The 15,164-nt window shown below is 70.8% G+C and carries 17 protein-coding genes; 12 read left to right on the top strand and 5 right to left on the bottom strand.

Annotated features, from left to right (window positions below; genetic code table 11):
- Window positions 1-141 precede the first annotated feature (141 nt).
- From J3P30_RS03645 to J3P30_RS03615, 7 genes are all read left to right on the top strand, one after another.
- Window positions 142-1,662 (top strand): sugar ABC transporter ATP-binding protein, encoded by a 1,521-nt coding sequence (locus J3P30_RS03645; RefSeq protein WP_210479571.1) that lies wholly within the window; start codon window positions 142-144, stop codon window positions 1,660-1,662.
- Entirely contained in the window at window positions 1,659-2,690 is a 1,032-nt protein-coding gene (locus tag J3P30_RS03640; RefSeq protein ID WP_210479570.1) for an ABC transporter permease, read from the top strand. The genes J3P30_RS03645 and J3P30_RS03640 overlap by 4 nt, the downstream gene beginning before the upstream one ends.
- Window positions 2,687-3,739: an ABC transporter permease gene (locus J3P30_RS03635; protein WP_210479569.1), complete on the top strand. Its 1,053-nt coding sequence runs from the start codon at window positions 2,687-2,689 to the stop codon at window positions 3,737-3,739. The genes J3P30_RS03640 and J3P30_RS03635 overlap by 4 nt, the downstream gene beginning before the upstream one ends.
- 38 nt (window positions 3,740-3,777) lie before the next feature.
- The gene (gene rhaS, locus J3P30_RS03630) at window positions 3,778-4,839 is read left to right on the top strand and encodes a rhamnose ABC transporter substrate-binding protein (protein WP_210479568.1); all 1,062 of its coding nucleotides are present in this window, start codon (window positions 3,778-3,780) and stop codon (window positions 4,837-4,839) included.
- 180 nt (window positions 4,840-5,019) lie between these two features.
- Complete coding sequence (locus J3P30_RS03625) at window positions 5,020-6,168, top strand: acyl-CoA dehydrogenase family protein (RefSeq protein ID WP_246852948.1); 1,149 nt, start codon at window positions 5,020-5,022, stop codon at window positions 6,166-6,168.
- A 67-nt stretch (window positions 6,169-6,235) separates the two neighbouring features.
- Window positions 6,236-7,153, top strand: coding sequence for an SMP-30/gluconolactonase/LRE family protein (locus J3P30_RS03620; RefSeq protein ID WP_210479566.1), 918 nt, complete (start codon window positions 6,236-6,238; stop codon window positions 7,151-7,153).
- A gap of 86 nt (window positions 7,154-7,239) precedes the next feature.
- Complete coding sequence (locus J3P30_RS03615; RefSeq protein WP_210479565.1) at window positions 7,240-7,821, top strand: hypothetical protein; 582 nt, start codon at window positions 7,240-7,242, stop codon at window positions 7,819-7,821.
- A gap of 43 nt (window positions 7,822-7,864) precedes the next feature.
- On the opposite strand, the gene J3P30_RS15335 is transcribed toward J3P30_RS03615, so the two are convergent.
- Together J3P30_RS15335 and J3P30_RS03610 are read right to left on the bottom strand one after the other, a co-directional pair.
- Window positions 7,865-7,993 (bottom strand): hypothetical protein, encoded by a 129-nt coding sequence (locus J3P30_RS15335; protein ID WP_282593724.1) that lies wholly within the window; start codon window positions 7,991-7,993, stop codon window positions 7,865-7,867.
- 63 nt (window positions 7,994-8,056) lie between these two features.
- Complete coding sequence (locus J3P30_RS03610; protein WP_210479564.1) at window positions 8,057-8,713, bottom strand: SGNH/GDSL hydrolase family protein; 657 nt, start codon at window positions 8,711-8,713, stop codon at window positions 8,057-8,059.
- A gap of 111 nt (window positions 8,714-8,824) precedes the next feature.
- Here J3P30_RS03610 and J3P30_RS03605 point away from each other — a divergent pair, with 111 nt between their 5' ends.
- Window positions 8,825-9,316 carry a nucleoside deaminase gene (locus J3P30_RS03605; protein WP_210479563.1) on the top strand — a complete coding sequence of 164 codons (492 nt, stop codon included), beginning with the start codon at window positions 8,825-8,827 and terminating at the stop codon, window positions 9,314-9,316.
- A gap of 36 nt (window positions 9,317-9,352) precedes the next feature.
- On the opposite strand, the gene msrB is transcribed toward J3P30_RS03605, so the two are convergent.
- Window positions 9,353-9,760: a peptide-methionine (R)-S-oxide reductase MsrB gene (gene msrB / locus J3P30_RS03600; RefSeq protein WP_210479562.1), complete on the bottom strand. Its 408-nt coding sequence runs from the start codon at window positions 9,758-9,760 to the stop codon at window positions 9,353-9,355.
- Window positions 9,761-9,865: 105 nt separating this feature from the next.
- On the opposite strand from msrB, the gene J3P30_RS03595 reads away from it, so the two are divergent.
- The 4 genes from J3P30_RS03595 (at window position 9,866) to groL (ending at window position 12,874) form a co-directional block, all read left to right on the top strand.
- Window positions 9,866-10,156, top strand: coding sequence for a DUF3263 domain-containing protein (locus J3P30_RS03595; protein WP_210479561.1), 291 nt, complete (start codon window positions 9,866-9,868; stop codon window positions 10,154-10,156).
- Between the two features lie 30 nt (window positions 10,157-10,186).
- Window positions 10,187-10,732 (top strand): LytR C-terminal domain-containing protein, encoded by a 546-nt coding sequence (locus J3P30_RS03590; RefSeq protein ID WP_210479560.1) that lies wholly within the window; start codon window positions 10,187-10,189, stop codon window positions 10,730-10,732.
- 165 nt (window positions 10,733-10,897) lie between these two features.
- Window positions 10,898-11,098 carry a cold-shock protein gene (locus J3P30_RS03585; RefSeq protein WP_210479559.1) on the top strand — a complete coding sequence of 67 codons (201 nt, stop codon included), beginning with the start codon at window positions 10,898-10,900 and terminating at the stop codon, window positions 11,096-11,098.
- A 147-nt stretch (window positions 11,099-11,245) separates the two neighbouring features.
- Window positions 11,246-12,874: a chaperonin GroEL gene (gene groL, locus J3P30_RS03580; RefSeq protein WP_210479558.1), complete on the top strand. Its 1,629-nt coding sequence runs from the start codon at window positions 11,246-11,248 to the stop codon at window positions 12,872-12,874.
- A gap of 206 nt (window positions 12,875-13,080) precedes the next feature.
- On the opposite strand, the gene J3P30_RS03575 is transcribed toward groL, so the two are convergent.
- Both J3P30_RS03575 and J3P30_RS03570 read right to left on the bottom strand, forming a co-directional pair.
- Entirely contained in the window at window positions 13,081-13,368 is a 288-nt protein-coding gene (locus J3P30_RS03575; protein WP_210479557.1) for a WXG100 family type VII secretion target, read from the bottom strand.
- Between the two features lie 61 nt (window positions 13,369-13,429).
- Window positions 13,430-15,160 (bottom strand): cell wall metabolism sensor histidine kinase WalK, encoded by a 1,731-nt coding sequence (locus tag J3P30_RS03570; protein WP_210479556.1) that lies wholly within the window; start codon window positions 15,158-15,160, stop codon window positions 13,430-13,432.
- Between the last annotated feature and the right edge of the window lie 4 nt (window positions 15,161-15,164).

Below are 15,164 nucleotides of genomic sequence, written 5' to 3'. Positions count from 1 at the left end.
GGACGTCGGGGCTACGTTCGCACCCGGACAGATCCTGCGGCGCGAGGCCCGGTCGCGGAACGCGGCGGGTTGCTACTGGTCCGAGCGGCTGAATCGATCCATGATGTGGATCACCGGCCTTACATCGCGGTTTGGAGTTCGATGGCGAACGATCCCCCCACCGACGGCACGCCCGTCCTCGAGCTCGAGCGCGTCAGCAAGGCGTTCGGGCCGGTGGTCGCGCTGAAGTCCGCGAGCCTGCGCGTCCGGCCCGGCTCCATCCACGCGCTCGTGGGCGAGAACGGCGCGGGCAAGTCGACCCTCGTCAAGATCGTCGCCGGACTCTACCGGCGGGACTCCGGCGACCTCCGCCTGCTCGGCGCCGAGGTCGACTTCGGCTCGACCGCCGAGTCGAAGGCTGCGGGAGTCGCGGTGATCTACCAGGAGCCGACGCTCTTCCCGGACCTCTCGGTGACCGAGAACATCTTCATGGGTCGTCAGCCGACCGGACCGCTGCGCCGCATCGACCGGCGGGCGATGCGGGTGGAGGCGGAGGGGCTGTTCCGCCGGCTCGGTGTCGCGATCGATCCCGACCGCCCCGCCGAGGGACTCTCCATCGCGGACCAGCAGATCATCGAGATCGCCAAGGCCATCTCGCTCGATGCCCGGCTCCTCATCATGGACGAGCCCACGGCGGCGCTGAGCGGCGTCGAGGTCGACCGGCTCTTCGCGGTCGCCCGCAGCCTCCGGGACGAGGGCCGCGGCCTCGTCTTCATCTCGCACCGCTTCGACGAGGTCTTCGAGCTCTGCGACGAGATCACCGTCATGCGGGACGGCGAGTACATCTCCACCGACCGCACGGCCGACGTCACGGTCGACCTGATCGTGCGACGGATGGTCGGACGGGACGTGACCGAGCTCTTCCCTAAGGAGAAGGCCCTCATCGGGGAGCCGGTGCTCCGCGTCCGTGAGCTCACCCGGACGGGCGTGTTCCACGACATCTCCTTCAACGTGCGCGCCGGGGAGATCGTCGGGCTCGCGGGACTCGTCGGCGCGGGGCGGAGCGAGGTCGCGCGCGCCATCTTCGGAGTGGATCCCTACGACTCGGGCAGCGTCACCATCCGGGGACGCAGCGTCCCGCGCAACAGCCCCGTCGCCGCCATGGCGGCCGGCATGGCGCTCGTCCCCGAGGACCGGCGGAAGCAGGGCCTCGTCCTCGAGGAGTCGGTGTCGCGGAACATCACCCTCGCGATCCGGCGCACCCTCAGCAGGCTCGGGCTCATCTCCGCCGCGGCCGAGAACCAGGCGGCCCGGACGTGGGCGAGCCGGCTCGAGGTGAAGGCCGCCGCGCTGGACACCGAGGTCGGGACGCTGAGCGGAGGCAACCAGCAGAAGGTCGTGCTTGCCAAGTGGCTGGCGACGGAGCCGACCCTGCTGATCGTCGACGAGCCGACCCGCGGGATCGACGTCGGAACGAAGGCGGAGGTGCACCGGCTCCTCTCCGAGCTCGCGGGGCTCGGGATCGCGATCCTCATGATCTCGTCCGAGCTGCCGGAGGTGCTCGGGATGGCCGATCGGGTGCTCGTGATGCGGGAGGGACGGCTCACCGCCGACATGCCGCGCGAAAAGGCGACGCCCGAGGCCGTCATGACGGCGGCGACGCAGGGGGAGGAGGCGGCATGAGCGTCGCGAGCTCGGCACGCCGTCCCTCGCCGGTCCTCAGCGGCCTGCGCAGCGTCGTGACGGCGCGCGAGTTCGGCATCTTCCTGGCCCTCGCGCTCGTCATCGTGGCCGCGACGGTGCGGAACCCCTCGTTCGTCTTCAGCAACGACGGCTCCCGCGACCTCCTGCTGACCCCCGCGATCCTCGTGCTGCTCGCGATCGGCCAGGCGATCGTCATCATCACGCGCAACGTCGACCTCTCTGTCGGCTCCATCCTCGGCCTGTCCGCCTACCTGGTCGGGTCGATCTTCGTGGCGGCCCCGGGCCTGCCGTACCCCCTCGCGATCCTCGCGGGCGTGCTCCTGGGCGCCCTGCTCGGGCTCGTCAACGGCGCGCTCATCGCCATCGCCAAGGTCCCCGCGCTCGTCATCACGCTGGGCACGCTCTACGCCTTCCGCGGCATCAACGTCCTCTGGGCGGGTGGCGACCGGATCAACGCGGGCGACATGCCCGACGACTTCCTGGCGCTCGGCACCGCCCGCCTGCTCGGCGTCCCGTACCTCTCCCTCCTGGCGCTCGCGGTGCTCGTCGCCGCCGGCTGGTACCTCCGCAACCTCCGGTCGGGCCGGGAGCTCTACGCGATCGGCTCGGATCCGGCGGCCGCCAACCTGTACGGCCTCCCCGTCACCCGGCGGGTGTTCGCGGCCTTCGTCGTCTCCGGAGCGCTCGCGGGGCTCGCGGGCGTGCTCTACGCGGCGCGCTACGGGACCGTCAGCTCCCAGGCGGGCAGCGGATTCGAGCTCAACGCCGTGGCCGCCGCGGTCATCGGCGGCGTCGCCATCTTCGGCGGCAGCGGCACCGTCTGGGGTGCGGCGATCGGCGCCGTCCTCCTGCTCACGATCAACCGCGCGCTGCCGATCCTCGGCGTGCCCGCCTTCTGGCAGCGCGCCGTGGTCGGCGGCCTGATCATCGGAGCCATCATCCTCGACCGGGTCCTCGCCGTCCGGCAGAGCCGAAGGCTCCTCGCGGAGAGGGAGGGAGGATCATGACCGCCGCCACGCCGGCCCGGGGCCGCACCTACGCCGACTACGCGCGTCCCGCGTGGCAGCGCTTCCTGTTCACCCGGTCGAACGCCGTGATCGCGCTGCTGCTGATCGTCGTTCTCGTCGCGTCGGCCGGTGTGCGCAACTTCGGCACGCCGATCACGGTCACCTTCCTCCTGCTGGACGTCGCGCCGATCCTGATGATCGCCCTGCCGATGACGCTCATCATCGTCACCGGCGAGATCGACCTCTCGGTGGCCAGCATCGTCGGGCTGTCGAGCGTGCTGCTCGGGACGCTGTACCAGGCGGGCGTCCCCTTCGAGGTCGCCGGGGTCGTCGCGCTCGCCGCCGGAGCCGCCGGCGGTGCACTGAACGGCTTCCTCGTCACGGCGGTCGGCCTGCCCTCCCTCGCGGTCACGATCGGCACACTGGCTCTGTACCGAGGCCTCGCGGTCGGCCTGCTCGGCACCACCGCCGTCACCGACTTCCCCGACTTCTGGGCCGACCTGCTCACCGACCGGATCCCCGGGACCCCGCTCCCCGGGGTCACGATCGTCGTCGTCGTGCTCGCGGTGGCCTTCGCTGTCCTGCTGCACTTCACCCCGTTCGGGCGCGGCATCTACGCCATCGGACTCAGCAGCGAGGCGGCGTCCTTCTCCGGGGTGCACGTGAACCGGACGAAGTTCATCCTGTTCCTGCTCAGCGGACTCGTGTCGGCCTTCGCCGGGATCTACTACACGCTCCGGTTCGGCAGCGCCCGGGGCGACAACGCGACCGGCATGGAGCTGTCGGTCATCGCCGCGGTGCTGCTCGGCGGGGTGTCGATCTTCGGCGGCCGGGGCGCCCTGCACGGGGTCCTGGCGGGCGTGCTGCTCATCGGCGCGCTCGCGAGCGCACTCCGCCTGGCGAGCGTGACGGCCGAGGTCATCAACATCATCACGGGCGTCCTGCTCGTGCTGTCGGTCCTGTCCACCAGCTTCCTCACCTGGCTCCGCTCGCGGCGCCGGCGCGGAGGAGGAACCAAGAAGGGCGCCCTCTCCGCGACGACGGGCTGAGCGCCGACTGCACCATCCCCTTCAGAAAGGACACGACGATGTTCCCCAGAAGCACGCACAGCCGCGGCCGAGCGGTCGGCATCGCGGCCGTCGCGCTCACGGTCGCGCTCACCGCGGCCGGCTGCGCCAACGGTGGCGGCGGCGGACCCAGCGGCACGGGCGGCGGCGACGACAGCGGCAGCGACGCGAACCTGTCCATCGCCTTCCTCCCCAAGAACCTCGGCAATCCCTACTTCGAGACGTCGAACGCCGGCGGAGAGCGGGCCATCGAGGAGTTCGGGGGCGAGTACCAGGAAGTCGGTCCGACCGAGGCCAGCCCGGACGCGCAGGTGTCGTTCATCAACACGCTGACGCAGCAGCAGGTCGGCGGGATCGTCATCTCCGCGAACGACCCGAACGCGGTCTGCGACGCCTTGAACGAGGCCCGCGAGCTCGACATCAAGGTGGTCACCTTCGACTCGGACACCGACTCCGAGTGCCGTGACCTGTTCATCAACCAGGCGGATGCCGAGGGCATCGCGAAGGTGCAGGTCGACCTGATCACCGAGCAGATCGGCGACAGCGGCCAGATCGCGATCCTGTCGGCATCCGCGAACGCCACCAACCAGAACGCGTGGATCGAGCTGATGCAGGAGGAGCTCGAGGCGAACCACCCGGACGTCGAGCTCGTCGAGGTCGCGTACGGGGATGACGACGACCAGAAGTCCTTCGACCAGACGGCCGCCCTGCTGCAGACCTACCCGGAGCTCAAGGGCATCATCTCGCCGACCACGGTCGGCATCGCAGCCGCGGCGCGCTACCTGTCCACGTCCGAGTTCAAGGGCAAGGTCGCGCTGACGGGTCTCGGCACGCCGAACCAGATGCGCGAGTACGTCGAGGACGGCACCGTGACCTCGTTCGCGCTGTGGAACCCGGAGGACCTCGGCTACCTCGCGGCGTACGCCGCGAAGGCGCTCATCGAGGGCGAGATCAGCGGGGAGGAGGGCGAGAGCTTCGAGGCCGGCGACCTCGGCGAGTACGAGGTGGGAGCGAATGCGACCGTGCTGCTCGGCGACCCGTTCGTCTTCGACGCCGAGAACATCGGGGAGTTCGACTTCTAGTCGCCAACCGGGGCCGGCCGTCGTGCCGGCCCCGGCATGGCCCCGAAAGGAGATGCCGTGAGCCCTGCCGACGTCCCCACCGTCATCCCTCCCACCGCCGACACGGTCGCTCCGCCGCGGCACTCGGTGGTCGGTGTCGAGGAGCCGGCCTATCGCCTCACCGAGCCCCTCGACCCCGACATGGCGGGCGTCTTCCGCGGCCTCCCCGCTGACGACCTCGAGTACCGCGACCGGGCTCGCCGCTTCGTGCAGGAGGAGGTCCTGCCCGTCATCGACGGGTACTGGGATCGCGCCGAGTACCCGCTGCACCTCGCGCGCCGGCTGGGTGAGCTCGACCTGGTCCGCGACGGGCTCGACGTGCCGGGCTTCCCACGGCAGAGCCTGCTCGCCGCCTGTCTGGTGCAGGCGGAGCTCTCCCGCGGCGACGGCTCGGTCGGCACCATGGTGGGCGTGCAGGGCGGCCTCGCCCTCCGCTCGATCGCGATGCTGGGGTCCGCCGAGCAGAAGGAGCGCTGGCTCGCGCCTCTCGCCCGGGCGGCGGAGTTCGGCGCCTTCGCGCTGACGGAGCCCACCCACGGCTCCGACTCGGTCAGCCTGGAGACGACCGCGCGCACGGTCGACGGCGGGTACGTCCTCGACGGCGAGAAGAAGTGGATCGGCAACGGCTCGGTCGGCGGCGTCACGGTCGTGTGGGCGCGCGGGGACGACGGAGCGGTGCACGGCTACCTCGTCCCCCAGGAGACCCCCGGCTACACGGCCGAGACGATCGAGGGGAAGCTCGCCCTGCGAGCGATCTGGCAGGCGCACATCCGGCTCGACGACGTGCTCGTGCCCGCCGACGCGCGGCTGCCGGACGCGAACAGCTTCAAGGACACCGCGCGCGTCCTGCTCGCGACCCGGCTCGGGGTCGCGTGGGCGGCGCTCGGTCACGCGACCGCCTGCTACGAGACCGCCGTGCACTACGCCCGGCAGCGCGTGCAGTTCGGCCGGCCGCTCGCCGCATCGCAGGTGGTGCAGGAGAGGCTGGCCCGGATGCTGTCCGAGCTCACGCGGCTGCAGGCCCTGCTGATGTCGCTCACGCCGCTCGCCGAGGAGGAGCAGGGGCTCAGCGGTCCGCAGGCGTCGCTCGCGAAGTACTGCGGGACACGGACCGCCCGGCTGCTGGCGGCGGAGGCGCGGGACCTGCTCGGCGGCAACGGCATACTTATCGGCAATCGCGTGGCCCGCCACTTCGCGGACCTCGAGGCGCTGCACACGTACGAGGGCACCGAGACCGTCCAGGCGCTGATCCTGGGACGCGAGATCACGGGCCTCTCCGCCTTCGCCTGACGGCCCCGGCGGCGGCATGCACTACCGTGACGAGCGCCAGGCGCCCCCGCTGCGGAGGAGACCCTCGATGACGACCACGGTGTACACCGCCGATCCGACACCGCTGCCGCGCGCAGAGCACGCCGAGGGGCCCGCGTGGGATGCCCGGTACTCGATGCTGCTCTGGGTCGACCAGTTCGCCGGACTCGTGCACCTCGCCTCCGCGCAGGAGGGGCAGGCGGTCGAGCTCGCGCGCACCTACGACGTGGGCACGCCGGTCGGAGCGGTCGTCCCGCTCCTCGAGCGGGGCCTCGGCTGGATGATCGCCGCGGGGGAGGGCTTCGCCCACCTCGGAGAGGACGGGGTCGTGACCGCGGTGGCCTCGCCGCTCGCGGGCCAGACGCACCGGCTCCGCATGAACGACGGCACCTGCGATCCGTCGGGGCGCTTCTGGGCGGGATCGATGGCCTGGGAGAAGACGGCCGGGTCGGGCGCCCTCTACCGGCTGGACCTCGACGGCAGTTGCGCGACGGTCATCACCCGGGTGACGATCTCGAACGGCATGGCGTGGAACGGCGACGGCGGCCTCGCCTACTACATCGACAGCCCGACCCAGCGGGTGGACGTGCTCGCGGTCGCGCCCGACGGTGCCGTTCTCGGGCGCCGGACGGCGTTCCCGATCGACGCGTCCGCGGGCACGCCGGACGGAATGACGATCGACGACGAGGGCTGCCTCTGGGTCGCGCTCTGGGGCGGATCCGCCGTCCACCGGTACTCACCGGAAGGGCAGCTGCTCGGCATCGTGGACGTCGACGCCCCTCAAGTATCGAGCTGCGCCTTCGGCGGCCCCGACCGCGACGTCCTCTTCATCACGACGTCGCAGGAGGGGTACTCGCCCGCCCAGAGCGACGAGCATCCGCTGGCGGGGCGCGTCTTCCGCGCGAAGGTCGACGTGACCGGCCCCTCCGCCGCCCCCTTCCGGGGAGGCCTTCCGGTCGTCGGCTGACGCCTGTCAGCCGGTTCGGAGTCGTCCTCGGCACACTGGCCGAGCCGGACGAGGCGTCCGGTTCGACGAGGAATCGGAGGAACACCATGTCCGCTGCGACAACCGCCGCGCGAAGCCTGCACGATCTCGGTCTCGGATCCTGGTTCGGAGGCACGCTGATGGGCGCCATCGGCCTGAACGGCGGGGCTGCCACCGCCCGCGCTCCGCAGGAGAGGACCCGGATCTCGTCCGCCGGCTGGCAGAAGTGGTCCCCGGTGCTCATGCTCTCGATCGCGGCGCACGTCGCCGGGAGCGTCGTGATGCTGTTCAGCGACAAGCAGCGGCTGCTGGTCCAGGAGGGCGGCCGGCGGAGCGCGGCGATCAAGACGGCGATCACCCTGCTCGCGATCGGGGCGTCCGCCTACTCGGGCGTCCTCGGCCGGGTGCAGTCGGCTCACCAGAACGAGGGAGGCGTCGGACCCACCGAGCCTCTCGCCAGTGCGTCGCCCGAGATGAGCGGCGCCCAGCGGCAGCAGAAGATCGTGCAGTGGATCCCGCCGGCGCTGACCGGGGTGCTGATCGTGCTCGCGGCTCAGCAGGGCGAGCAGCAGCGGCGTACGAGCCCGCTCGTCGCCGCTCCGTCCGGCCTCGGCGCCCGGGTGCGAGGTCTGGTCGCGCGCTCCCGCTGACCGGTCCGGGGTCACAGGCCCGGTGCGGCCGGTCACGGAGCGGTCAGGCGAGGAAGATCAGGTTGCACTTCCGGCAGGACCAGTAGCGGTGATCGGAATCCCCGCCTCGCTCCAGCTGCACGCCGCAGTTGGGGCAGGCGGGATCCGGCGAGTCGTGGGAGGCGGTCGACATGACGGAAAACCTACGCCTCGGAGATCGCCGCGATTGCGGGTTGACCTCGGCTGCAATCCGCGTTCAACCGGCGGGCGACGCCGTCGCGACGACGGAGCTTCCCGGGGTGTGCCGGCCGAGCACGAGGCTCCGGATGGCGCTCGCGATCTTGGCTCCGCCCTGGACCGACGGCTCGATCGGGTTGGCGTAGTCGGCGTCCTCGTCGCAGATCAGCCGCAGGTCGATCAGCGGGATGCCTCGCCGGAATGCGGCGCGGGTGATGACGTCGTTGAAGACGGCGAGCCCCGTCCGGATCACCGGATAGGCGGGCTCCGAGGGCGGGGTGTCGTACACGGTGCACACCGCGGTCGGCAGACCGGTGCTCAGGGCCTCGTCGAGCATCGCGGCGTAGTCGCGGGCGAACGGCTCCTGTTCGCCGCGCAGCAGCAGCAGGGCCTCCGCCACCGACCCCGGTCGCTCGTTCAGCAGGGACGCGACGCGCAGGGCGTCGTTGCCGCCCACACTGATCACGAGGTGCGTCGCGCCGGAGGGGAGGCGCCGAAGCTGCCGGGGAACCCCCGCGGCCACGTCCCCGTCGACCGCGAGCAGCGTGGCCTTCCAGCCCCCCGGGAGCAGCTGTCTCAGCTGACTCACGACGTCCGGCCCCGAGCCCACGTAGACCTTGTTGTCGAAGATGGAGTCGCCGAGCAGAACCACGTGCCCCGGAGTGTCGTGTCCCACGCCGACCGCCTTTCCCGCTTCCGGCCAGGTTAGGCGGCCCCGGGCCCCGGGGGCGACATCTCGGAGGAACCTGGATGTGCTAGAACGGCGCCGGGCGGCAGGAGGAGCGCGATGACCGAGGACCCGGCGATCACGGACCACGACCGGAAGCTGCTGCGCGCGGCGATCGAGGTGTCCCGGCGCGCCCGCGAGCGGGGGAACCACCCCTTCGGAGCGGTGCTCGCGGACCCCGACGGCCGGATCGTCCTCGAGGCCGAGAACAGCGTGACGACCGAGGTCGACTGCACGGCGCACGCCGAGACGAGCCTCGCCCGAGCGGCCTGGAAGGAGGTCGGCGGGGAGGCGCTCTCGCGGTACTCCCTCTACACGAGCTGCGAGCCGTGCGCGATGTGCTCGGGCGCCATCTACTGGTCCGGGATCGGGCGCGTCGTCTACGCGATGACCGAGGCGCAGCTCGCTGAGCTCACGGGGGACCACGCCGAGAACCCCACGATGTCCCTGGCCAGCGCGACGGTGCTCAACAGCGGCCGGCGCACGATCACCGTCGCCGGACCCGCCGTCGCGGACGAGGCGAAGGCCGTGCACGTCGGCTTCTGGAGCTGACCGCGGCCCTCGCTGCCGGCGTTCGCCGGAACGGGCTCAGCTCCGGGTCTCCTCCTCGAACTCGAGGGAGATCGAGTTCATGCAGTAGCGCTCACCGGTGGGGGTCTGCGGGGCGTCGTCGAAGAGGTGACCGAGGTGCGATCCGCAGGTGGCGCAGCGGACCTCCGTCCGCACCATGCCGTAGGAGACGTCCCGGTGCAGCTCGACCGCGTCCTCGCTGACGGGCTCGAAGAAGCTCGGCCAGCCCGAGCCCGAGTCGAACTTGGTCGTGCTGCGGAACAGCTCGGCGCCGCACGCCTTGCAGATGTAGACGCCCTCGCGCTTCTCGTCGAGCAGGGCGCCGGTCCACGCACGCTCGGTCGCCGCGTTGCGCAGCACCTGGAACTCGCTGTCCGAGAGGCTCTGCCGCCACTCCGCGTCGCTCTTCGTCACCTTGTACGCCATGTCGTCCTCCTCGAGCCGGATCGGAGCCTCGCGCATCGGGGCCTGTCGCTCCGCTCGCCAAGGCCAACCGTCCCTAGGATGACCCTATTCCGGGAGGGAGGCTCGATGGATCCTGTGCCCTCTGACCGGAGCGAAGCGGGGGGCCGCCTCGACGACCGGGAGATGGCGATCCTCGCATTCGAACGGACCTGGTGGGCCCACCGAGGAGCCAAGGAGGAAGCCATCCGGGAGGAGTTCGGGATCTCCGCCGCGCGCTACTACCAGCTGCTCGGCGCCCTGATCGACTCGCCGGCGGCGCTGGTCCACGATCCGATGCTCGTCAAGCGGCTGCAGCGCCTGCGGGACGCGCGGGTCGCCCGGCGCGCCGCCCGGAGAAGCCTCCGCCGGGCGCCCTGACCGCCGAGCCCGACCACCAGCCCAGGAGCCATGCCCACCTTCCCGCCCGACCGGTTCGACCGGCCGCCCACCGACCTCCAGCGCGTCGGCGCGCATCGTGCCCCTCGCCCCGGCGGTCGCGGCTGGGTCGTCTTCCTGTGGGCCGTGGTCGCGACCGGCGTCCTCATCGGCGTGGGCGTGCTCGCGATGTTCGCGATCAACAACAGGGTCGTCTTCAACCCGTTCGCCGGCTCCTCGACCACCACGACGCCGACCCCCACGCCCACGGTGCAGCCGACGCTCGACCCCTCGGTCACGGTCATCGTGCTCAACGGGACGACGGTCGACGGTCTCGCGGGGCAGGTCGGTGACCTCCTCGTCGAGCAGGGCTGGACGGTGGGCGCGCGCAGCAACGCCAGCAGCCAGGACGTCCAGGCCTCGATGATCTACTACACCGACCCGGCTCAGGAGGGGGCGGCGCTCGGCCTCTCCGCGGCGCTCAACAACGTGCCGATCCAGCAGTCCGACGCCTACCTGGTGCCGGGGGAGAGCCGGATCACGGTCGTGCTCGGGGCGGACTACACGGCGCCTGCCTGACGCCGGAATGACGGCGGTGTTACGGCCGCGTTTAATCTGCGGGTCGAACTCCGCCGGCCCCTGTCGCAATGCGTATTTCGCGACTTGCGCGTCACACGCCCTCGCTACTATTCCCCCGGGTCGGCCGCTCGGCCGCCCCGCTGCACAGCACACGGGAGTACAGACATGGCGCGAGGGACCGTCAAGTGGTTCAACGCTGAGAAGGGCTTCGGCTTCATCACGGTGGACGGGGGACAGGACGTCTTCGTGCACTATTCGGCGATCGACATGCCGGGTTACAAGACGCTCGAGGAGGGCCAGGCCGTGACCTTCGAGGTCGGTTCCGGTGCGAAGGGGCCGCAGGCGGAAGCCGTCCGCGCCGTCTGAGACGACCTCCCGGCGGCCGCTCGGGGTCGCAGCCTGTGCCGGGTCGTCTTGCACTCTCCCGGGGTGACTGCCAAGATGAATTAGCACTCGGATTCTGAGAGTGCCAAGCATTTCGCCCAGTACGTCCGGGAGGGACGACAACAACACATGGCTAAGATCATTGCCTTCAATGAGGACGCCCGCCGTGGCCTGGAGCGTGGTCTGAACACGCTGGCCGACGCGGTCAAGGTGACGCTCGGCCCCCGCGGTCGCAATGTCGTGCTCGAGAAGAAGTGGGGCGCCCCCACCATCACGAACGACGGCGTCTCCATCGCCAAGGAGATCGAGCTCGACGACCCGTACGAGAAGATCGGCGCGGAGCTCGTCAAGGAGGTCGCCAAGAAGACCGACGACGTCGCGGGCGACGGCACCACCACCGCCACCGTGCTCGCCCAGGCCCTGGTCCGCGAGGGCCTCCGCAACGTCGCCGCCGGCGCCGACCCGATCGCCCTCAAGCGGGGCATCGAGAAGGCCGTCGACGCCGTGACGAAGGCGCTCGTCGCCGACGCCAAGGAGATCGAGACCAAGGACGAGATCGCGGCCACCGCGTCCATCTCCGCGGCCGACCCCGAGATCGGCGAGATCATCGCCGAGGCGATCGACAAGGTCGGCAAGGAGGGTGTGGTCACCGTCGAGGAGTCCAACACCTTCGGCACCGAGCTCGAGCTCACCGAGGGCATGCGCTTCGACAAGGGCTACCTGTCGGCGTACTTCGTGACCGACCCCGAGCGTCAGGAGGCGGTCTTCGAGGACCCGTACATCCTGATCGTCAACTCGAAGATCTCCGCGATCAAGGACCTGCTCCCGATCGTCGACAAGGTCATCCAGACCGGCAAGCAGCTCCTCATCATCGCCGAGGACGTGGACGGCGAGGCTCTCGCGACCCTCGTGGTCAACAAGATCCGCGGCATCTTCAAGTCCGTCGCCGTCAAGGCCCCGGGCTTCGGCGACCGCCGCAAGGCGCAGCTGCAGGACATCGCGATCCTCACCGGCGGTCAGGTCATCTCGGAGGAGGTCGGTCTCAAGCTCGAGAACGTCACCCTCGACCTGCTCGGTCAGGCCCGCAAGGTCGTCATCACCAAGGACGAGACGACCATCGTCGACGGCGCCGGTGACCCGGAGCAGATCGCCGGCCGCGTGGCCCAGATCCGCTCGGAGATCGAGAACACCGACAGCGACTACGACCGCGAGAAGCTCCAGGAGCGTCTCGCCAAGCTGGCCGGCGGCGTCGCCGTCATCAAGGCCGGCGCGGCGACCGAGGTCGAGCTGAAGGAGCGCAAGCACCGCATCGAGGACGCCGTCCGCAACGCGAAGGCCGCCGTCGAGGAGGGCATCGTCGCCGGTGGTGGCGTCGCCCTCATCCAGGCCGGCGCGAAGGCGTTCGAGTCGGAGGCGATCACGGGCCTCGTCGGTGACGAGGCGACCGGTGCGAACATCGTCAAGGTCGCCATCGACGCCCCGCTCAAGCAGATCGCCTTCAACGCGGGCCTGGAGCCCGGCGTGGTGGCCGAGAAGGTCCGCGGCCTCCCGCAGGGTCACGGCCTCAACGCCGCGACCGGCGAGTACGGCGACCTCTTCGCCCAGGGCATCATCGACCCGGCGAAGGTGACGCGCTCCGCGCTCGTCAACGCCGCGTCGATCGCCGGCCTGTTCCTCACCACCGAGGCGGTCGTCGCCGACAAGCCGGAGAAGAACCCGGCCCCGGCTGCCGACCCCACGGGTGGCATGGACTTCTAAGTCCGAGCAGACACAGAAAGGGCGGCCCCTCGGGGCCGCCCTTTCTGTTTTCTATCCCTCCCTCAGGCTGAGAAAGCGACTCGCCGTGAGACGAAGCGGTGGGTGGGGTCGCCGCCGAGGCGAGTTTTGCGCGCCATGCTTGGCGCGCAACTGTCTGAGCAGCGGTGGCGGCCCCGCCCACCGCGACACCAAACCAAGACACAGAGTCAGCTGAACAGCCGCACATTCGCCTCCTCGACCTCCAGGTACTGGCGACCGGCGGCTCCCAGCGCCTCGTTGATCGCGAGCAGGGACTGCTCGACGCGCTGCTGAGTGGCCTGCCAGTCGGCGACGATGCCCTGGAACGCGGCCGCGGCGCTTCCGCCCCAGCTGTCCTGCAGTGCGTGCAGGTTCGCCAGCAGGGCCGCCACGTCGGACTGGACGCGCGGGATGGTCGCGGCGACGGCCGACTGGGCGGCGAACACGGCCTCGCTGTCGACGGTGAACCTCGGCATGATGCTCCTTCCTCTTCCTGAGGAGGAGACGGTATCCGGCGCCGCGGACGGGAGGCCGGAGTCAGGCGTTCTCGGTGGAGTCGTCCCCGTCGGGGCTCATCTGCAGGAGCGGCAGCCGGACACGGAACGTCGCGCCCCCGCCCGGCGTCTCGTCGACCTCGACGGTGCCTTTGTGAGCCGCGACGATCGCGGAGACGATCGCGAGGCCGAGGCCCGTGCCGCCCGTGTCGCGGGCGCGCGAGCTGTCCGCCCTCCAGAACCGCTGGAAGATCTTCTCCCGGATCTGGGGAGGGATGCCCTCCCCGTGGTCCACGACCTCCATGACCGCCGCCGAGGTCTCCGGCTCGGTGCGCACCACGATCTCGATGGGGGTGTCCGGCGGGCTGAAGCGCACGGCGTTGCCCAGCAGGTTCGTGAGCACCTGGCGGATCTTGTTCTCCTCGCCGAGGACGACAGCGGCGGGGGCGGCCCTCTCGGTGACCTCGTCCGCGACGAGCACGAGCGGCATGCCGCCCTCGGCAGGACGCCGGCGGCGCAGTCGCGCGAGCTGGGCGCGCGGGAACGCGAGGGGTCCGGTGCCGGACGACGAGCGTGCGAGGCGGGGGAGGCGCGGACGCTGCCGGCCGTCCCCGTCCGTCGAGGCGCCGACGACCTCCGCCTCCTCCTCGAGCGGCTCGCCCTCGGTGTCGAGATCGGCGAGGTCCGGCCGGGACACGCCCTCCTGATCGGTGACCACCGTGACCACGCGACCCTGCGACGACGCCATCGCGTCGAGCGCCGCGTCCTTCGCGAGCGGGAGCAGGGCGACCGGCGCGAGCTGGAGGGGCTTCGTCTCGTCGAGCCGGGCGAGCTCGAGCAGATCCTGGACCAGGGCGCTCATCCGGATCGCCTCGCGCTCGATCCGGTCCATCGCCTGCGCGACCTCCTCCGGAGTCTGCAGCGCCCCCATGCGGTACAGCTCCGCGTAGCCGCGCAGCGAGACGAGGGGCGTCCGCAGCTCGTGGCTGGCGTCCCCCACGAATCGGCGCATCTGCTCGATCGTCCGGGCGCGGTCGCTGAAGGCGCGGTCGATGCGGCTCAGCATGGTGTTGAGCGAGCGGTTGAGGCGCCCCACCTCGGTGTTGGGGGTCGCGCCCGTGAGGCGCTGGCTGAAGTCCCCGTCGGCGATCTCGGCGGCCGTCTTCTCCACCTGACGCAGAGGACCGAACGCGGACGTGACGAGCAGGCGCGTGAGCACCGCGCCGAGCACGACCACGACGATCCCGAAGAGGAGGAACAGCGTGAACATGCGGGCGATCGCCTTGTTGGTGCTGTCGAGCGGCAGGCCCACGATGATCGAGACGTGCTGACCGGTCCCGCCGTCGGTGCCGAGGATGGTGACCACCCGCCACTCGCTGGTGTGGTCGTCGTTGCGGACGGTGAACGGCGTGAACTCGTGCTCGTTCGTGAACGCGAGGTTGATGTCGGACACGTCGGGCGGTGCCTCCGCCCCTCCCCACTGCTCGTTCGCGCTGATCACGCGGCCGTCCGAGTCGACGACCGCGAGGACGTAGTCCGTGGGGGCCGGGGTGTTGCCCCAGATGTCGTCGTCCTCGACCTGGAACGACTCCGGCAGGCTCTTGGCCGCCGCGACGATCTGGCTGTCGACCTCGTCGAACAGGAAGTTCCGCATCACCGTCATCGTGCCGAGGCCGGTGACGAGGAGGCCGAAGGTCAGGAGGAGGACGGTGACGCCGGTGATCTTGGTGCGCAGCGAGATGCTGTTCCACCACTCCACCAGCGACTCGTGCACGGTG

The sequence above is a fragment of the Naasia sp. SYSU D00948 genome, from assembly GCF_017916515.1.
GTDB lineage: Bacteria > Actinomycetota > Actinomycetes > Actinomycetales > Microbacteriaceae > Naasia.
The sequence above is the reverse complement of the archived record's forward strand: the minus strand, read 5'-3'. Positions and strand labels throughout refer to the sequence as shown.

Excerpts from the sequence above, each read along its gene's own strand:
- J3P30_RS03645 (WP_210479571.1), top strand. The coding sequence starts at position 142 with ATGGCGAACGATCCCCCCACCGACGGCACGCCCGTCCTCGAGCTCGAG.
- J3P30_RS03640 (WP_210479570.1), top strand. The coding sequence starts at position 1,659 with ATGAGCGTCGCGAGCTCGGCACGCCGTCCCTCGCCGGTCCTCAGCGGC.
- J3P30_RS03635 (WP_210479569.1), top strand. The coding sequence starts at position 2,687 with ATGACCGCCGCCACGCCGGCCCGGGGCCGCACCTACGCCGACTACGCG.
- rhaS (WP_210479568.1), top strand. The coding sequence starts at position 3,778 with ATGTTCCCCAGAAGCACGCACAGCCGCGGCCGAGCGGTCGGCATCGCG.
- J3P30_RS03625 (WP_246852948.1), top strand. The coding sequence starts at position 5,020 with ATGGCGGGCGTCTTCCGCGGCCTCCCCGCTGACGACCTCGAGTACCGC.
- J3P30_RS03620 (WP_210479566.1), top strand. The coding sequence starts at position 6,236 with ATGACGACCACGGTGTACACCGCCGATCCGACACCGCTGCCGCGCGCA.
- J3P30_RS03615 (WP_210479565.1), top strand. The coding sequence starts at position 7,240 with ATGTCCGCTGCGACAACCGCCGCGCGAAGCCTGCACGATCTCGGTCTC.
- J3P30_RS15335 (WP_282593724.1), bottom strand. The coding sequence starts at position 7,993 with ATGTCGACCGCCTCCCACGACTCGCCGGATCCCGCCTGCCCCAACTGC.
- J3P30_RS03605 (WP_210479563.1), top strand. The coding sequence starts at position 8,825 with ATGACCGAGGACCCGGCGATCACGGACCACGACCGGAAGCTGCTGCGC.
- msrB (WP_210479562.1), bottom strand. The coding sequence starts at position 9,760 with ATGGCGTACAAGGTGACGAAGAGCGACGCGGAGTGGCGGCAGAGCCTC.
- J3P30_RS03595 (WP_210479561.1), top strand. The coding sequence starts at position 9,866 with ATGGATCCTGTGCCCTCTGACCGGAGCGAAGCGGGGGGCCGCCTCGAC.
- J3P30_RS03590 (WP_210479560.1), top strand. The coding sequence starts at position 10,187 with ATGCCCACCTTCCCGCCCGACCGGTTCGACCGGCCGCCCACCGACCTC.
- J3P30_RS03585 (WP_210479559.1), top strand. The coding sequence starts at position 10,898 with ATGGCGCGAGGGACCGTCAAGTGGTTCAACGCTGAGAAGGGCTTCGGC.
- groL (WP_210479558.1), top strand. The coding sequence starts at position 11,246 with ATGGCTAAGATCATTGCCTTCAATGAGGACGCCCGCCGTGGCCTGGAG.
- J3P30_RS03575 (WP_210479557.1), bottom strand. The coding sequence starts at position 13,368 with ATGCCGAGGTTCACCGTCGACAGCGAGGCCGTGTTCGCCGCCCAGTCG.